This window comes from Micrococcus sp. 093350064-1, from assembly GCF_053627955.1.
The window spans coordinates 83726-100731 of sequence record NZ_JBSEYU010000008.1 but is presented as its reverse complement, the minus strand read 5'-3'; the positions used below and the strand labels follow the sequence as shown (position 1 = coordinate 100731).

Below are 17006 nucleotides of genomic sequence, written 5' to 3'. Positions count from 1 at the left end.
CCGGGCCGGCGTCGGGCGGGACCTGCTCGACGCCGGCCGGTGTCAGCCGCTGATCAGGCGGCGTCCTTCGAAGGCACGGCCGAGGGTGACCTCGTCCGCGTACTCGAGGTCCCCGCCGACGGGCAGACCGGAGGCCAGGCGCGTGACGCGGATGCCCGTGGCGCCGAGGAGCCGGCCGAGGTAGGTGGCCGTGGCCTCGCCCTCGAGGTTGGGATCCGTGGCGAGGATGACCTCCTGCACGGCCTCGTCCTGCAGCCGGGTGAGCAGCTCGCGGACGTGCAGCTGCTCGGGGCCGATGCCGGCGATCGGATTGATGGCCCCGCCGAGCACGTGGTAGCGGCCCTGGAAGGCGCGGGTGCGCTCCATGGCCATGACGTCCTGCGACTCCTCGACCACGCAGATCTGGGAGCGGTCCCGGCGCTCATCCCGGCAGAGCGAGCACACCTCGTCCTCGGAGACGTTGAAGCAGACCGAGCACAGTCGCACCCTGTCCTTGACCGTGCGGATGGCGTCCGCGAGCCGCAGCATGTCCTCCCGGTCCGCCTCCAGCATGTGGAAGGCGATCCGCTGGGCGGACTTCGGCCCGATGCCCGGCAGGCGGCCGAGCTCGTCGATCAGGTCCTGCACCGCGCCCTGGTACATCCGTCTCCCTCGTCCGATGGTGCGTCTCGTGGGGCGTGCGCCCCGACGGGGCGCCGTGGTCCGGCGCCCCGTCCATCATGCCCGCGGCCCCGGACGGCGTACGGGCGCGTTCGCCTCAGGCGTCGTTGGGGCGTTCCTCGAGCAGACGACCGCCGAGCACCCGCTCGACGACGGCCCGGCCCACGAGGCCCGAGTCCTCGAGCGGGACGTCGTCGTCGCTGGCGACCTCGTCCTCCCACCCCACACCGGATGTCGCCGGGGCGGCGGGGCCGGTGTCGGCGGGCCGGGCCGGGCCGCGGCCCTGGGCGGCCTCACGGGCGGCGCGGATGGCCGCGGCCCGCGCGTCCAACGACGGCGGCGCCGAGGCTCCCCCGGCGGGCTCGGCGTCGGCGGGGCGTGCCCCGAGCGAGGCCGCGCTCGGTCGGCCCCCGGCGGGAGAGCCCGGCGTGGCGTCCGGGTCGGGGCCACCGGGGGCGCCGGGGCCGCCCGTCCCGCCGCTGGAGCCCGCATTCACCGGAGGCTCGAGGGGCCCACCGGCCCGCAGCCGCTCCATGAGCCGCGGGTACATGCTCGCCGGATGGCCCGAACCCGGGAAGTCCGCCCCGCCCGGGCCGGCAGCCGCGCGCGGCGCGGCGTCCGCGTCGTCGGCGGGCACGCCCGGATCGGGGGTCGCGTCGGCCGTGGGCGCACCCGTGGGGCGCCGCTGCTCGTCCGAGGACGGGCCGGCGCCCGAGGCGGCCGGGTGGGGATCGCGTCGCTCCGTGGCCGCTGCGTCGTCGTCCGGGGCGGGCGACGGCGTGGCAGGCCGGGCGGAGTCACCGTCCGCGGCCGCGCCCGCGCCGTCGTCGAAGCCGGCGGGACGGGTCGCGCCGAAGCGCTTCGCGAACTCCGCGCGCAGCTCCGCCTCCGGACGGGCGAACACGGGGATCGAGTGCTCCTCCTCGCGGACCAGCGGCCCCGGGTCGTAGGCCCGACGGACCTCCTCGGCGCTCGGCTCGCTCTCGTCGGGGGCCGGGGCGTCGGGCCGGACCGGGGAGTCCTGGCCGGCGTCCGGCGCGGCGCCGCCGGGGGCCGGTGCGGCCTGCGGCGGCGCCCCCCAGTCCTCGACCGACGGCACGGGACCGTCCCAGCCGGGTGCGCCGACGGGCCGCTCCTCGGCGTCGCGGGCAGGCGGGGTCCAGCCCTCGGGGCCGTCCGAGTCGTCCTGCTCCGCGTCCGGGTCGAACGCGGGCAGCGAGTCCCACGGGTCCTCCTCGGGCGGGGGAGCGTCGTCCCAGGCGGGCGGCTCCTCATCCGGGCCGCCCCAGCCGTCCGCCGGCGGGGCGGGGGCGGGCGTCGTCGACGACGTCGGCGTCGGCCCCCAGGAGGTGGCGGGAGCCGCGGGCGTCCAGGCGGGGGACGGCTCCGGCGTCTGACGCTGCTGTGTGGCCCGGGGCGGAGCCGCCGGCGGCGCCGGGTCGTCCTCCGCGGTGGAGGGTGCGGCGGAGCGCGGCGGGGCGGGGCGGGAGGACTCCGGCTCGCGCGGGGCCTGCCCCGGTGCCGGAGCGGGTCGGTTCGGCTGCGCCGCCGCCGGTCGGTCGGGCCGGCTCTGCTGCGGGGCCGGACGTTCAGGCCGGTCCGTCCGCGCCGGGCTGGCCGGGCGGGCGCCGGACTGTGCGCGGGCCTCCCCGGTCGGCGCGTCCCCACCGAGGATCAGGTCGAGCCGCGGGCGGATGCCGAGCACCTGGTGGACGGCCTCGCCGAGCACGCGGTCGCCGCCCCGGCCGAGCAGCGACTGGCGGGGTCCGTCCTGCTGGAAGCCGATCGTCAGCAACGAGCCGTCGTAGCCCGCGACGCTCGCGTTGTCCTTCACCAGCATCCACACCAGGCGTGAGGCGTCCTCGAGGGCCGCGAGGATGTCCGGCCAGGCCCGGCGGATCATCTCCACCTGGCTCGCTGCCGGGGCGGGCGTGGGGCTCGACGGCGCGGCCGTCTCCTCCGGCCCGTGGGCGGGGGCCGGCGCGGCACCGGTGCGGTCCTGGGCCTGGGGCCGGCCCTCGGGGCGGCCCTCAGGCTCGGCGCGGCTCCCGGCCTCCGGGCGGCGCGTGTCCCCGGAACGGGCCCCGACCTCAGCCGGTTCGGGCCGCTTGGGCTGCGGCGGCTGCTGCGGACGTTCGGACCCCGTTGCCCCGGCGGCCGCGTCCCCCTCCGGCGCCTCTGCCACGGACTGCGGGGCAGGCGGCGTCCAGCGCTCCGGCGGGGCGGTGGGCGCCGTCGGCGCGGGCTCCTCCGGCCGCCGCATGGCGGCCCGGGCGAGCGCGGCACCGGTCAGAGGGCCGGAGCCGTCCGCGTCCCCGGCCGATCCGCCGCCGTCCTTGGCGGGCGTGCCGGACCGGGCCGGCGTCGTCGTGCCCTCCGGGGCGCCGTCCTCGACGGGCGCGGCGCCACCGAGCTCCAGGCGCCGTTCGAGGGCCTCGAGGCGGGCGGCCAGGCCGCGGTGCGTCTCGTCCGAGGCGGGCAGCAGCAGGCGCGCCATGAGCAGCTCGAGGTGCAGGCGGGGACTGGTGGCCCCCACCATGTCCGTCAGCGCGAGGTTGGTGATGTCCGCGAGGCGGGAGAGCTCCGCGCGGGAGAGCTGCGCGGCCTGCGCCGACAGACGCCGCACCTGGTCCTCCGGCATGCCGTGCAGGATCGCCCCGGCCTCCTCCGGCAGGGCACGGGCGATCACGAGGTCGCGGAAGCGGTCCAGCAGGTCCTCGACGAAGCGGCGCGGGTCCTGGCCGGACTGCACCACGCGGTCCACCACGCGGAACACGGTGGGGGTGTCGTCCGCGGCGACGGCGTCGATCACGTCGTCCAGCAGGGCTTCCGGGGTGAAGCCGAGCAGGCTCACCGCGAGCTCGTAGGAGACCTGGCCCTCCTGGGCACCCGCGATCAGCTGGTCCAGCACGGAGAGCGTGTCACGCACCGAGCCCGTGCCGGCGCGCACCACGAGCGGCAGCACGCCCTTCTCCACGGACACGCCCTCCTCCGCGCACAGCTGCTCGAGGTAGGCGATGAGCGGCTCCGGCGGCACGAGCCGGAACGGGTAGTGATGGGTGCGGGAGCGGATGGTCCCGATGACCTTCTCCGGCTCCGTGGTGGCGAAGATGAACTTCAGGTGCTCCGGCGGCTCCTCCACGATCTTGAGCAGCGCGTTGAAGCCCGCCGCGGTGACCATGTGCGCCTCGTCGATGATGAGGATCTTGTAGCGGTCCCGGACCGGGGCGAACGTGGCCCGCTCGCGCAGGCCGCGGGCGTCCTCCACACCGCCGTGCGAGGCCGCGTCGATCTCCAGCACGTCCAGCGAGCCCGGCCCGCCGGTGGCCAGGTCCCGGCACGAGTCGCACTCGCCGCACGGCGTGGGCGTGGGGCCTTGGGCGCAGTTCAGGCAGCGCGCGAGGATGCGGGCGGACGTGGTCTTGCCGCAGCCGCGCGGGCCGGAGAAGAGGTAGGCGTGGTTCACGCGGTCCTTCGCCAGTGCGGTGCGCAGCGGGACCGTGACATGGTCCTGCCCGATCACGTCCTCGAAACGGTCCGGGCGGTAGCGGCGGTACAGGGCGGTGCTCACCCTCGAAAGCCTATCCGGCGGGCGGACGGGCTAAGGGAGCCGGGGAATGCGCACGCCCGCCGGCCCGTTCCCTGGCCCATGACCACCACGCACATGCACACCGACGCCGAGGACACGATCCACCCCACGCAGCCGGCCCCGGACGCGGGACCGCTGAGTCAGGCCGAGATCGACCGCCTCTTCGCGGACCGCCACACGACGCAGCTCTTCTCGGACGAGCCCGTCGACCTCGCGCTGATCGAGCGGGCCTACGCGGACCTCCGCTGGGCGCCGACCGCCATGAACAACCAGCCGCTGCGGCTCGACGTCGTGGACAGCCCCGAGGCCCGCGCCCGCCTGGCCCCGCTCATGATCGAGTTCAACCGGGAGAAGACGGAGCGCGCCCCGCTCACGCTGATCGCCTCCTACGACCTCGACTGGCACCGCCACATGGGCCACCTCGCCCCGTTCCGGCAGGGCTTCGAGGAGAATGCCGAGGGCAAGCCGGGCATGCGCGAGGGGATGGGCCGCACGAACGCGCTCATCCAAGTGGGCTACCTGCTCGTGGCCCTGCGCGCGCACGGGCTCGAGGTCGGCCCCATGGCCGGGTTCGACGCCGCCGCCGTGGACGCCGAGTTCCACGCGGACCGTGCCTGGAAGTCCCTCCTGGTGATCAACGTCGGCCACGCCGCCGCGGACGACGAGAAGGCGCAGCAGCCCCGCCAGGGCCGCCTCGACTTCGCCCAGGCCGCCCAGGTCCTCTGACCGGGGCCGGGCCTGCGGCGGGCCGGGACGCCGGCCCGCTCAGAGCCCGGTGAACACCCACGGATCACGCGGCAGGGCGGCCGGGTCGAACGCGGGCACGGCGGCCGCCAGCGGTCCCGCGGGCAGGCCGAGGGACTCCAGCAGCCGGTCCCGCACCCGCTCGGGGGTCCACGCCGGGTCCTGCGCAGCGAGGTCCTCGAGCGTCACGGCGCCGTCCCGCTTGGCCAGCCGCCGCCCCTCCGCATTCAGCACGAGCGGCACGTGCAGGTACTCCACTGCGGGCGTCGGCTCCCCGCGCGCGGCGCACAGCACCTCGGCCAGCCAGCGCTGGCGCGGGGCCGAGTCGAGCAGGTCGTCGCCGCGGACCACCTGGTCCACGCCCTGCGCCAGGTCGTCCACGACGACGGCCAGGTTGTACGCGTACGCCCCGTCGTTCCGGCGCAGCACCAGGTCGTCGACCAGGCCCGTGACCTCGCCGTGCAGCACGTCCACGGCGGTGGCGCGCGGGATCTCGCCCGCCGGCAGGCCCGCGACCTTCGCCGCGTCGATCCGCAGGGCGGCGGGACGCACCCGCCGTCGCTCGGCCCGCTCGGCCTCCGTCAGGCCGCGGCAGGTGCCCGGATAGAAGCCGGGCGGACGCAGCGGCACGGCGCCGCCGGAGGCGGGGGCGCCGTCGTCGGGCCTCGGGTGCGGGGCCGACGTCGCCTCGGCGATGTCCTTGCGCGAGCAGAAGCACTCGTAGACCGCGTCCGCGCCGTGCGCGGCCCGCAGGGCGGCCACGGCGGCGTCGTACCGGGCGGTGCGCTCGGACTGACGCACCGGCTCGGCGTCCCAGTCCAGCCCGACGGCGGCCAGGTCCGCCCGCTGCCCGGCCTCGGCCCCGGAGCGGACGCGGTCCAGGTCCTCGACCCGCAGCAGGAAGGCACGGTCCGTGGCGCGCGCCGCGAGCCACGCGACGAGCGCGGTGCGCAGGTTGCCCAGGTGCAGGCTCCCCGTGGGGGAGGGGGCGTAGCGTCCGGCGGGCATGGGATCTCCTGGGGAAAGTGAAGACCCCTCACGCACCTGCCAGAGCCCACCTACCCTTGCTACCTTCCGGTCCTGGGGGAGTTCAGCGAGATGACACCACGTGAGGGGCCGCCCACGACTCTACCAGGGCGGCGGTGGGCGGGGCGATTCGGGCCGCGGCGAGACCCGGACCGGGCCCTCGCCTCCCGCGGGGGATTGGCGCGGCCCAGGACGATCTGGTTATGATGGAGCCTGCCCTCGCGCGGTCCGCCGCATGAGGGCGCACCAAGGAGGATTCGCCTAGCGGCCTATGGCGCACGCCTGGAACGCGTGTTGGGTTAACAGCCCTCGGGGGTTCAAATCCCCCATCCTCCGCGTGTAAGCCCCGGGACCCCAGTGGTTCCGGGGCTTTTCGCATGTCCGGGACCGCTGTCGAGGGGGAGGATGCGCCCGGACTCCTCATCCGCCGCGCTGGGTGCGAGACGTGCGTCACATTTGCGCGTATCCTTCTCCCCAGTCGCCCGGGACCGCCGGCGGCCGCCGCTCGGAGCTCGCACCGCACCGGCCATCCCCACCCGATCTGGAGACCCCATGTCCTTCGCAGATCTCATCACCGCCGTGAACGACGTCATCTGGTCCCCGGCCCTGATCTGGCTCTGCCTGATCGTCGGCCTCTACTTCACCATCCGGACCATGTTCCTGCAGTTCGTGAACATCCCGGACATGGTGAAGCAGCTCCGCGAGGGCCAGGACTCCGCGGACGGCACCTCGTCCCTCCAGTCCCTCATGATGTCGCTCGCCGGCCGCGTCGGCATGGGCAACATCGGCGGCGTCGCCACGGCCATCGCGTTCGGCGGCCCCGGCGCCGTGTTCTGGATGTGGGTCATGGCCCTGCTCGGTGCCGCCACGTCCTTCATCGAGTCCACGCTCGGCCAGATCTACAAGGAGCGCGACCCGGACACCGGCGAGTACCGCGGCGGCCCGGCGTACTACTTCGAGAAGGCCTACAAGCACACGGCCGCCGCCCCCGCGTTCAAGGTGTACGCCATCCTGTTCGCCGTCGTCACCGTCTTCGCCACCAGCTACTTCCTGCCGGGCGTGCAGGCCAACGGCGTGGCCGCGGCCGTGGGCGAGGCGTGGGCCGTGCCCGCCTGGGTCGTGGCCCTGGCCATGGTCATCCTGCTGGCCTTCATCGTCCTGGGCGGCGTGAAGCGCATCGCGACGTTCGCCGTCTACGTGGTGCCCGTGATGGCCGTGCTGTACATCATCCTCGCGCTGATCGTGCTGTTCCTGAACTTCGACCAGATCCCCGAGGTCTTCGGCTCCATCTTCGCCAGCGCGTTCGGTGTGCACGCCGTGTTCGGCGCGATCCTCGGCCTCGCCATCCAGTGGGGCGTGAAGCGCGGCGTCTACTCCAACGAGGCCGGCCAGGGCACGGGTCCGCACGCCGCCGCGGCCGCCGAGGTCTCGCACCCGGCCAAGCAGGGCTTCGTGCAGGCGTTCGCCGTGTACATCGACACGCTCTTCGTCTGCTCGGCCACCGCGTTCATCATCATCTCCACGGGCGCCTACCGGGTGTACTCGGACGGGTCCGGCTCCGGCCTGCTGTTCGAGGGCATCGTCTCGCCGACGGCCTCCGAGGGCCCGGCCTTCGTCCAGACTGGCTTCGACGCCATGTTCACCGGCTTCGGCCCCACGTTCGTGGCCGTGGCGCTCGCGTTCTTCGCCTTCACCACGATCGTGGCGTACTACTACATGGCCGAGGTCAACCTCGTGTTCCTCACGCGCAACCTGCGCAACGGCATGGTCCGCCGCGTCGTGCTGCGCTTCCTGCAGGCCCTGATCCTCGTGTCCGTGGCCTACGGCGCCGTCGCCACCACGGGTGCGGCCTGGGGCCTCGGCGACATCGGCGTGGGCTCCATGGCCTGGCTGAACATCCTCGGCATCCTCGTGCTGCAGGGCCCGGCCCTCAAGGCCCTCAAGGACTACCGTGCACAGAAGCGCCAGGGTCTCGACCCGCAGTTCGACCCGCGCCCGCTCGGCATCCGCAACGCGGACTTCTGGGAGCACCGCGCCGACGGCCTGATCACCCAGGGCGTCGCCGGCACGGCCGAGCACCCGATCGTCACCGAGGGCGGCGCCCACCGCGCCTGACGGGCCGGCGGGGCTGGGCCCTCCCCGCCCCACCACGACGACGGCCCGGACGCCGCCAGCGTCCGGGCCGTCGTCGTGCGCGGCAGGTCAGAACAGCTGGCGCAGGTTCGCCTTCGCGAGGTCGAGCAGCTTGGTGCCCTTGCCGTCGAGGACGGTGCGCATGGCGTAGAGCGCGAAGCCCTTGGCCTGCTCGAACTCGATGCTCGGCGGGATCGTCAGCTCCTGACGCTCGGTCTTGACCACCAGCAGCGCAGGCCCGTCGTGGGCGAGGAACTCGCGCATCACCGCAGGCAGGTCCGTCGTGTGGTCCGCGCGGAAGCCCTTGATGCCGGCTGCCTCCGCGATCGCCGCGAAGTCCGGGTTCTGCAGGTCCGTCCCGAAGGGGACGAACCCGGCGGCCATCATCTCGAGCTCCACGAAGTTCAGCGAGTCGTTGTCGAACACGAGCGTCTTCACGGGCAGGTCGTTCTGCACGAACGACAGCAGCTCGCCGAGCATCATGGCCAACCCGCCGTCGCCGGCCATCGCCACCACCTGGCGGGTGGGGTCGACCGCCTGGGCGCCGACCGCCTGCGTGACCGCGTTGGCCATGGAGCCGTGGGACAGGGAGCCGATGATCCGGCGGCGCCCGTTCATCGTCAGGTACCGGGAGGCCCAGACCACCGGGGAGCCGACGTCGGGCAGGAACACCACGTCGTCGTCGGCCAGCTCGTCGAGGAGGCGGGCCACGTACTGCGGATGCACGCGTCCGCGTCCCGGGGAGGCCAGCTGGTCGAGGTCCTTGCGGGTCTTGGCGTAGTGCTTGAGCGCCTTGTCCAGGAACGCCGACGACGAGTTCCCGCGCAGCAGCGGCAGCAGGGCCTGGGCCGTCTCCTTCACGCCGCCCACGAGCGGCACGTCCACGGCCACCCGTCGGCCGATCTGCTCGCCGCGCACGTCCACCTGGATGACCGTGGCGTCCTCGGGGTAGAACTGCCGGTACGGCAGGGAGGAGCCGAGGATCAGCAGAGTCTCGGCCTCCTTGAGCGCGTGGTAGCCGGAGGCGAAGCCGAGCAGGCCGGTCAAGCCGACGTCATACGGGTTGTCGTACTCGATCCGGTCCTTGCCGCGCAGCGCGTGGACGATCGGGGCCTGCAGGCGCTCCGCCAGGGCCACGACCTCGTCGTGGGCGCCGGCCGCACCCGCGCCGGCCAGGATGGTGATCCGCTTGGACGAGTCCAGGGCCTCGGCGGCCTCGCGCAGCACGGAGTCCGCCGGGATGACGCGGGACGGCGTGTGACGGATCACCTCGGGCTTCGCGGAGAGCTCGGTGAGGGCCACGTCGCCCGGGATCACGAGCACGGCCACGCCCCGCTGCTCGACGGCGGCCCGCATCGCGGTGCGCAGCATGCGGGGCATCTGGTCCGCCGAGGAGACGTGCTCCACGTAGACGGAGCACTCGCGGAACAGGTCCTGCGGATGGGTCTCCTGGAAGTAGCCCGAGCCGATCTCCTCCGACGGGATGTGCGCGGCGATCGCGAGCACCGGAGTGCGGGAGCGCTGGGCGTCGAACAGGCCGTTGATCAGGTGGAGGTTGCCCGGACCGCACGAGCCCACGCAGACCGCGAGCTCATCCGTGAGCTGGGACTCGGCGGAGGCCGCGAAGGCCGCGGTCTCCTCGTGCCGGGTGTGCACCCACTGGATGCCGCCGTGGGAGCGCAGGGCCTCGGTCAGCCCGTTGAGGGAGTCCCCGGGCACGCCGTACATGCGGCGCACGCCCGAGGCGTGGAGGGTCTCGACGATGTTCTGGGCGACGGTGGCCACGGTGGAACCTCTCTCTGGTCGGGAGGCGCCCGGGCCGGTTTCGGCAGGGGCGCGGCATTGCCTTCCACGCTAGGGGTCGAGGTCCAGGCCCGGGGAGGGTCGGCCGTCCGCAGAGGGGGCGTCCGGCCTGGTCAGCGCAGCAGGTCGCGCTCCACCCAGCGCAGCAGGGACTCGCCCGCCCGCTCGTGGACGTCGTCGGCGTCGCCGATGCCGCGTTCGGCGAGGATCGCCGCCGTCACCACGCCGTAGGGCTTCTCGGGGACGCCGTCGGCGGGCCGCACGTCCATGTGCTCCACGGCGAGTCCGCGCTCGTGCAGCCGGTCGGCCATGGCGTAGTCGCTGCGCGAGTCGCCCGCGGTGAGCCAGCGTTCGGGCACCGGGGTGCCCGCCTCCGCCAGCAGGTCGAAGCAGCGCTCGACGCCCAGGTCCTTGCCGGAGGAGCGGTGCTCGACGTCCACCGAGATCACCGAGGGGGCCACGCGCACCTCCTCGGCGAGTCCGCGCTCGGCGAGCAGATCCTCGACGCCCGCGGCGACGTCGTCGCGCACCCGCTCGTACTCCGTCTGGTCGGCGCCGACCGTCTTCTCGAGGGAGACCATGGCCAGCTTGGTGCGGTCGGTGAACTGCAGGTCCCCGGCGCGCTCATCGTTGAGGGCCCAGATCGCGTCACGGGTGTCCGCGTCGATGGCCATGTCCGGGTCGGTGCGGAGCCAGTCCGGGGCGGTGCCGTCCACGGTGACGTCGGGCAGGTCCCCGGAGGGCACCGCGGAGAACGGGAACCACACGGCGCCCTTCTCGCAGATCGCGTGGAAGGGAGCGTCGTCCGGGAGGCCCGCGTCGCGCAGCGGGGCGATCAGGTTGTGCAGGAGGAAGTCCGTGGAGCGGCCCGTGTTGAAGCCGACCGGCACCCCGCGCCTCGCGAGACGGACGAGCACGTCGATGATCCCCTCCGGCACGGTCCGGGTCTCGGTGGAGGCCACGGGGGCGTCCACGTCCAGCAGGAGTCCTATCGGGGAGGAAGTGCGCATGCCCCCACCCTAGGCCGCGGTGGCCCGTGCCCGCGATGGGCCCGGCGGCTACGCTGACCCTGAGACCCGCCCCGCCCGGGGCACACCCCCGACGATCACCCCACGGGAGCACCCATGAGCACCGCCACCGACCTCGGCCCGTCCCGCAGCCCCTTCGGCCCCGACGCCGCGGCGCGCGTCCCCAGCTCGGGGACGGGGCTGTCCTCGACGGGCGGCCGGGTGGCCATGCTCGTGGTCGTGATCCTCGCGGTCGTGGCCGCGTTCCTGGGCTCCGGCGTCGTCGGCGGCCTGACCCCCGTGGCCGAGGCCGCGGGCGGCTGGCTCGGCCCGGACGCCACCTGGGTCTCCCCGGCGACCCCCGCGTTCGGCATCTGGTCCGTGATCTACGCGGGGCTGCTGGCGTACGCCGTGTGGCAGTTCCTCGCCTCGGCCCAGTCCGCCCGTCACGACCGCCTGCGACCGTGGATCCTGGTCTCGGTGCTGCTCAACGCCGCGTGGATCTGGACGGTGCAGGCCGGGCTGCTGGGGCTGAGCGTCGTGGTGATCGCGCTGCTGCTGACGTGCCTGGCGTGGATCCTGGTGCTCCTCGAATCCGTCCGCGCGCACAGCTGGGGGGAGCGGATCCTCCTGGACGGGGTGCAGGGCCTGCATCTGGGCTGGGTCTCGATCGCCGCCGTGGCGAACCTGGCCGCGTGGCTGGCCTCGACCGGCGTCGTCGGCGATCCGGGGCAGTCGTCCCTCTGGGCGAAGGTGATGCTCGTGGTGGCCGTGCTGATCGGCGCGTTCACGGCCGTGTACAACGGCGGCCGCCCGGCTCCGGCGTTCGCGCTCGCGTGGGGTCTGGTGTGGATCGGCGTCGGCCGCGCGGACGGCACGGGGCTGCTCTCGGGCAGCCTCGCCCTCCTGGCGTGGGGCGGCGCGGCGATCGTCCTGCTGTGCTGGCTGGCCGCGCTGCTGCTCTCCCGCCGGTCCGCGACGGGCGAGGCCCGCGACCTCGTCCTCGACGCACTCGACGGCGGCGGCGACCCCATCGACGGCCGTCGCTGACCCCCGTCGTCATTGACGGAACGGGGACCGATGCTGTCGTGACGTGCGGCAACACCTGTGCCTCCCACATGCGATGATGTGGTGATCCGAAGGCCCCGCCTCACGGCGGGGCCTTCGTCATGTCCCCGTCCCTTCCCCTCCAGGATCCTCGTGCCCCTTGCCCGTCTGCGCGCGGCGCTCCCCGCGGCCGCACTGTCCCTGCTCCTGCTCACCGGCTGCACCGCCACCGACGACGGCGTCACCCCGGCGAGCGATGCCGACACCTCCGCGTCGGTCAGCACGATGCCGACGACGCCCACCCCGTCCGTCGACGCGGCCGCGACGAGCCGTGCCGCTGCGTCGTCGCTGGCCGCTTCCTCCTCCGCCGCGCAGAGCTCGCGCGCCGCAGCGTCGTCCTCGAGCGGGGCCGCCGAGTCGCGTGCCGCTGAGGGCTCCCGCAGTGCCGAGCCGGCGGCGCCCGCCGCCCCGGCCGACGTCGAGGGAGACGTGGTCACGGTCGAGTCGATCTCGGACGGCGACACGCTCCGCGTGACCCTCGGCGAGGTGTCCACGCGGGTGCGCCTGCTCAACATCGACACCCCCGAGACCCACCACCCCTCGAAGCCGGTCGAGTGCATGGGACTGGAGGCGACGGCGGCGCTGAAGTCGATGATCAGCCCCGGCGACACGGTGGTGCTGCGGTACGATCGCCGGCTCTACGACCGCTACGACCGCCTCCTCGCCGGCGTGTACGCCGACGGCGTCCTGCTCAACGCCGAGATGGCCCGCCTGGGCTACGGCGAGCCGGCGGTCTTCGACGGCAACGACCGTTTCCTGCCCGAGGTCGAGGCGGCGTGGGAGCAGGCCCGGGCGAACGGCGTCGGCAGGTTCTCCGGGGAGTGCGGCACCGCGGCCGAGCCCATCCCGGAGGCGGCCCCGGCCCCCGCCCCGGAGGCGGCCCCCGCGTCCGGCGACGCGGGGCCGGTGAGCGGAGCCGACTCCGTGTGCCCGGACTCCCACCCGGTCAAGGCCAACGACAACTCGGGCATCTACCACATGCCCGGTCAGCAGCACTACGGCAAGACCAACGCGCGCAACTGCTACGCCTCCGCCGCCGCGGCCCAGGCGGACGGCTACCGGGCGGCCCGGCGCTGAGGGCCCCGCGCCGGGCGCGGTCAGCGGCCCTCGTGGACCGCCCGCAGTTCGTAGCCGCGCTCCTCCACGGCCGTCTGCTTCTCGGCGCGCTTCTCCACCCCGGCCACGTCCTTCGGGGGCAGCTGCACCCGAGCCTCGGCGGGCAGGCCGGCCTCGAGCTGGCGGGCACGCTCCACCTCGGCGTCGACCTCCAGGCCGAGCAGCAGCACGATGTTGAAGATCCACAGGGCGAACAGCAGCGCCATGACCGTGCCGATCGCACCGTACGCCGAGTAGCCGGCGAACTGCGTGAAGTACACGGACAGGGCCACCGCGGCCAGCACCATGCCCACCAGCGCCACGATGTTGCCGGGGCCGAAGAGGTGGAAGCGCGGCTTCTGGACGTTCGGGGTGGTGTAGTACAGGGTCGCGATCAGCACCAGCAGGATCACGACGACGACAGGCCACTTCGCCCACGCCCACACCGGCAGGAACGTGTCCGAGAGGAAGTTCACCACGCCGGTCATGCCGAGCGGCCCGGCGATCGGCTGGAGGAAGCCGTCCACGAGCGAGCGGTTCAGCGCCAGCGAGAGCAGCACGACCACGATGCCCACGATCAGGATGAGCGTGGTGAGCAGGTTGGTCAGCGTCAGCTTCACCAGGCCGCGGCCCTCCTCGTAGCCGTACACCGTGTTGGCCGAGCGGTTGAACGCCTTCACGTACGCGGAGGCGGACCACAGGGCGGTCGCGATGCCGATGATGAGGGCGATGATCCCGCCGCCTGAGCCGGCCGAGTCGCTCATGGTGGTCACCAGGTTCGTGACGAGCGGCTGGTAGTCGCTCGGGACCAGACCGGTCAGCTCCCCCAGCAGATCGTCGATGGCCCCGCGGTTGGAGGCGAGCACGAGGGACAGGATGGAGAACACGGCCAGCAGGGAAGGAGCCAGCGAGAGCACCAGGTAGTAGGTGAGCTTCGCGGCCAGGTCGGTGCCGCCGTCGTTGCCGAACTCCTTGAGCGCGCGTGTGAGCGCGTACTTCCAGCCGGCGCCGTCGAGCTTCACGCCCTTGAGCCTCTCGGCACGCTGGTCGGGATCGATCTTCGCGGCCTCCAGGGTCGCGTCCACAGGATGAATGGCCACGTCGGTCCTCTCGCGCTCGGGGGCAGGGTGCGGGTCGGGCCCCACGGTAGCGGACGGGTGCCCCGTCCGTCCCGACCGGAGCGGCGCTGGGCCGCGGACCCGGGCGATCAGCACTCGATGACGTTCACGGCCAGGCCGCCGCGCGAGGTCTCCTTGTACTTGGACTTCATGTCCGCGCCGGTGTCGCGCATGGTCGTGATGGCCTGGTCCAGGGTCACCCGGTGCGAGCCGTCCCCGAGCAGCGCCAGCCGGGCCGCGTTGATGGCCTTCACGGACGCGATCGCGTTGCGTTCGATGCACGGCACCTGGACGAGGCCGCCCACGGGGTCGCACGTCAGCCCGAGGTTGTGCTCGATCCCGATCTCGGCCGCGTTCTCCACCTGGTCCACGGTGCCGCCGAGCACGGCGCACAGCGCGCCCGCCGCCATGGAGCAGGCGGAGCCGACCTCGCCCTGGCAGCCGACCTCGGCGCCGGAGATGGAGGCGTTGCGCTTGTACAGGATGCCGATCGCCGCCGCGGTGAGCAGGAACTCGACCACCTTGTCGTCCCGCTCCTGCTGCGTGGCGCCCTCGGGGAGCACGAAGCGCATGTAGTAGAGCATGACGGCCGGGATGATGCCCGCGGCGCCGTTCGTGGGCGCGGTGACGATGCGCCCGCCCGAGGCGTTCTCCTCGTTCACCGCGAGCGCGAAGAGGTTGACCCACTCCATGGCCCACATGGGGTCGGTGCGGTCGGTGGTCTGGAGCAGGTGCTCCCGCAGCGCGGGGGCCCGACGGCGGACCTTCAGTCCGCCGGGCAGGATCGGCTCGGTGCGGGACACGCCGTTGTGGACGCATTCCTCCATGACGGCCCAGATGGCCAGCAGCTGGGTGCGCAGCTCGTCGAGGTCGTGGCGGGTGGCCTCGTTGGCGAGCATGAGCTCCGCGATGCTCAGGCCCGCCTCGTGACAGCGGGCGGCGAGCTCGGCGCCCGTGGAGAAGGGGTACGGTTCGCCGGTGTCGCCGTCGTCGGCGCGGTTGACGTCCTTGGTGGCGTCCAGCTCGGCCTCGAGCTCGTCCGAGGTGACCACGAAGCCGCCGCCCACCGAGTAGTAGTCGCGGGTGTGGAGCTGTCCGCCGGCGTCGTCGTAGGCGGTCAGGCGCATGCCGTTCGGATGCCCGGGCAGGGACTCGCGCATGTGGAGGGTCAGGTCCGCCTGCCGGTCGAAGGCGATCTCGTGGCGCCCGTCCAGGGGCAGTCGACCGCCCGTGACGATCTCCTCCACGAGCCCGGTGCAGGCGTCCGGGTCGATGGTCTCGGGGTCCTGGCCGGCCAGGCCGAGCAGCACCGCGGTGTCCGAGCCGTGGCCCACGCCGGTGGCCGCCAGCGAGCCGAACAGCTCGGCGTGCACGCGGGCCGTGCGCTCGAGGACGCCGTGCTGGCCCATGCTGTCCGTGAAGCGGCGGGCGGCGCGCATGGGTCCCACGGTGTGGGACGAGGACGGGCCGATGCCGATCGAGAACAGGTCGAGGACGCTGAGCGCCATGCAGTGCTCCTAGGGTGCGAGCGGGACGCGCGGCGGCTGGGGGTGCGGGCCGGACGCGCGGAGCCGGGTGATCCGGTGCAGACCAGACTAGGGGCACGGGGCCCGGCAGGCCATGGGGTCGCGGCTCGTGGTCCGCGCTGCTCTCCGGCCCGTCGCCCACCGCACGGACCGGAGACGGGAGCGCTCAGAGGATGTTGTCCTTGGACTCCTCCACCTGCGCGGCCGCACGGAACGCCGTCAGGTCACGCAGATACTCGTCCGCGTGGGGGAACACGGGCCCCTGCCCGGCCACGAGCATGACCCCCTCGAGGGGCTCGAACCGGGAGCGGCCCGCGTGGAGGTCCTCGCCGGCGTCGACCAGGGTGCGCAGCTGCCACCACGTGGGGGCCATCAGGTTGACCTCGCCGGCCCGGAAGCGGCGCAGCAGCTCGGCGGGCGACGCCCAGCCGTGGCTGGCCGCCTCGGAGGACATCCGCTCGGGGGACTGACCCTGCGGCAGGTGGACGGCGAAGAAGAACGTGTCGTAGCGGCGCGGGCCCCCGTGCGGGGTGATCCACCGGGACCACGGCACGAGCGCGCCGGCGTCGGGGCGCAGCCCCTCGCGGTCGAGCAGATCCCCGAAGTCCACCTCGTGGCGCTCGACGGCGTCGCGCAGCTCGTCGGGGAACGCGGCCACCCGGGCCGGGTCCACGGGGGTGCCGGTGTCGGCGTCCCGGGCCAGGAGCACTCCGGTCTCCTCGAACGTCTCGCGGACGGCGGCGGCCAGCACGCGGCCGGCGCCGTCGGCGGGGTCGAGTTCCGCGAGGGTGCCGTGGGCGTCCGCGGGCTCGTGCGGCAGCCCCAGGCGCCGGCCCCAGTCGGCCAGATCCGTGCCCTCCCACAGCCTGTCCGGCAGGTCGTCCGCGGGGTCCACGCGGCCGCCGGGGAAGGCCGTGGCGTGGGCGCTGAAGGCCATGGTCCCGGCGCGGCGGACGGTGAACACCGAGGTCTCGCCGCCGGCCCCGGGCCGGACCAGCACGAGGGAGGAGGCGGGCGCCGCCGGGACCCGGGGCCGGTCCTCGGCGGCCGGCGGCTCGGCGGGCGGGGCGGCGGGGCTCACGGTGCCTCCTCGGTTCGGGCGATCATGGTCCGGACGCACGGGCCGACGACGGCGGCCCCGGCCGCTCCCGCGCGCGGGTCATGCGGCCCGGACGTGCGCGGACCCGTAGTCTGTAGC

12 protein-coding genes, 1 tRNA gene and 1 other RNA gene are annotated in these 17006 nt (G+C 74.0%); 5 read left to right on the top strand and 9 right to left on the bottom strand.

Translation table 11 applies throughout. From position 1 onward, the window contains the following. Nucleotides 1-42: 42 nt before the first annotated feature. Together recR and ACUW6W_RS09690 are read right to left on the bottom strand one after the other, a co-directional pair. Nucleotides 43-642 carry a recombination mediator RecR gene (gene recR / locus ACUW6W_RS09695; protein WP_002856659.1) on the bottom strand — a complete coding sequence of 200 codons (600 nt, stop codon included), beginning with the start codon at nt 640-642 and terminating at the stop codon, nt 43-45. 115 nt (nt 643-757) lie between these two features. Next, nucleotides 758-4231 (bottom strand): DNA polymerase III subunit gamma and tau, encoded by a 3474-nt coding sequence (locus ACUW6W_RS09690; protein WP_217565264.1) that lies wholly within the window; start codon nt 4229-4231, stop codon nt 758-760. A 78-nt stretch (nt 4232-4309) separates the two neighbouring features. On the opposite strand from ACUW6W_RS09690, the gene ACUW6W_RS09685 reads away from it, so the two are divergent. After that, complete coding sequence (locus ACUW6W_RS09685; RefSeq protein ID WP_036383999.1) at nt 4310-4975, top strand: malonic semialdehyde reductase; 666 nt, start codon at nt 4310-4312, stop codon at nt 4973-4975. Nucleotides 4976-5014: 39 nt separating this feature from the next. Here the strand turns inward: ACUW6W_RS09685 and gluQRS are convergent, their stop codons facing one another. Both gluQRS and ffs read right to left on the bottom strand, forming a co-directional pair. Continuing rightward, nucleotides 5015-6001 carry a tRNA glutamyl-Q(34) synthetase GluQRS gene (gluQRS, locus tag ACUW6W_RS09680; protein ID WP_036384004.1) on the bottom strand — a complete coding sequence of 329 codons (987 nt, stop codon included), beginning with the start codon at nt 5999-6001 and terminating at the stop codon, nt 5015-5017. Nucleotides 6002-6017: 16 nt separating this feature from the next. Continuing rightward, nucleotides 6018-6114, bottom strand: an RNA gene (gene ffs / locus ACUW6W_RS09675) — signal recognition particle sRNA small type. A 155-nt stretch (nt 6115-6269) separates the two neighbouring features. Between ffs and ACUW6W_RS09670 the strand changes: the two genes are divergently transcribed. Further along, a tRNA-Ser gene (locus ACUW6W_RS09670) sits at nt 6270-6355 on the top strand. Nucleotides 6356-6571: 216 nt separating this feature from the next. Next, entirely contained in the window at nt 6572-8134 is a 1563-nt protein-coding gene (locus ACUW6W_RS09665) for an alanine/glycine:cation symporter family protein (RefSeq protein WP_063189055.1), read from the top strand. Between the two features lie 87 nt (nt 8135-8221). Here the strand turns inward: ACUW6W_RS09665 and poxB are convergent, their stop codons facing one another. Both poxB and ACUW6W_RS09655 read right to left on the bottom strand, forming a co-directional pair. Beyond that, nucleotides 8222-9937, bottom strand: coding sequence for a ubiquinone-dependent pyruvate dehydrogenase (gene poxB, locus ACUW6W_RS09660; protein ID WP_041102769.1), 1716 nt, complete (start codon nt 9935-9937; stop codon nt 8222-8224). A 131-nt stretch (nt 9938-10068) separates the two neighbouring features. Then, nucleotides 10069-10965 (bottom strand): HAD family hydrolase, encoded by an 897-nt coding sequence (locus ACUW6W_RS09655; RefSeq protein WP_049146689.1) that lies wholly within the window; start codon nt 10963-10965, stop codon nt 10069-10071. A 114-nt stretch (nt 10966-11079) separates the two neighbouring features. Between ACUW6W_RS09655 and ACUW6W_RS09650 the strand changes: the two genes are divergently transcribed. Both ACUW6W_RS09650 and ACUW6W_RS09645 read left to right on the top strand, forming a co-directional pair. Beyond that, entirely contained in the window at nt 11080-12012 is a 933-nt protein-coding gene (locus ACUW6W_RS09650; protein ID WP_041102773.1) for a TspO/MBR family protein, read from the top strand. Between the two features lie 150 nt (nt 12013-12162). Further along, nucleotides 12163-13146: a thermonuclease family protein gene (locus ACUW6W_RS09645; protein WP_454180157.1), complete on the top strand. Its 984-nt coding sequence runs from the start codon at nt 12163-12165 to the stop codon at nt 13144-13146. A gap of 20 nt (nt 13147-13166) precedes the next feature. On the opposite strand, the gene ACUW6W_RS09640 is transcribed toward ACUW6W_RS09645, so the two are convergent. The 3 genes from ACUW6W_RS09640 to ACUW6W_RS09630 all read right to left on the bottom strand — a co-directional run bounded on the left by ACUW6W_RS09640 (nt 13167) and on the right by ACUW6W_RS09630 (nt 16889). Next, nucleotides 13167-14264: a YihY/virulence factor BrkB family protein gene (locus ACUW6W_RS09640; protein WP_227717929.1), complete on the bottom strand. Its 1098-nt coding sequence runs from the start codon at nt 14262-14264 to the stop codon at nt 13167-13169. Between the two features lie 107 nt (nt 14265-14371). Then, on the bottom strand, nt 14372-15790 hold the full coding sequence (locus tag ACUW6W_RS09635; protein ID WP_454180156.1) for an L-serine ammonia-lyase: 1419 nt from the start codon (nt 15788-15790) through the stop codon (nt 14372-14374). Nucleotides 15791-15974: 184 nt separating this feature from the next. Beyond that, nucleotides 15975-16889: an NUDIX hydrolase gene (locus ACUW6W_RS09630; protein WP_454180155.1), complete on the bottom strand. Its 915-nt coding sequence runs from the start codon at nt 16887-16889 to the stop codon at nt 15975-15977. Nucleotides 16890-17006: the final 117 nt, after the last annotated feature.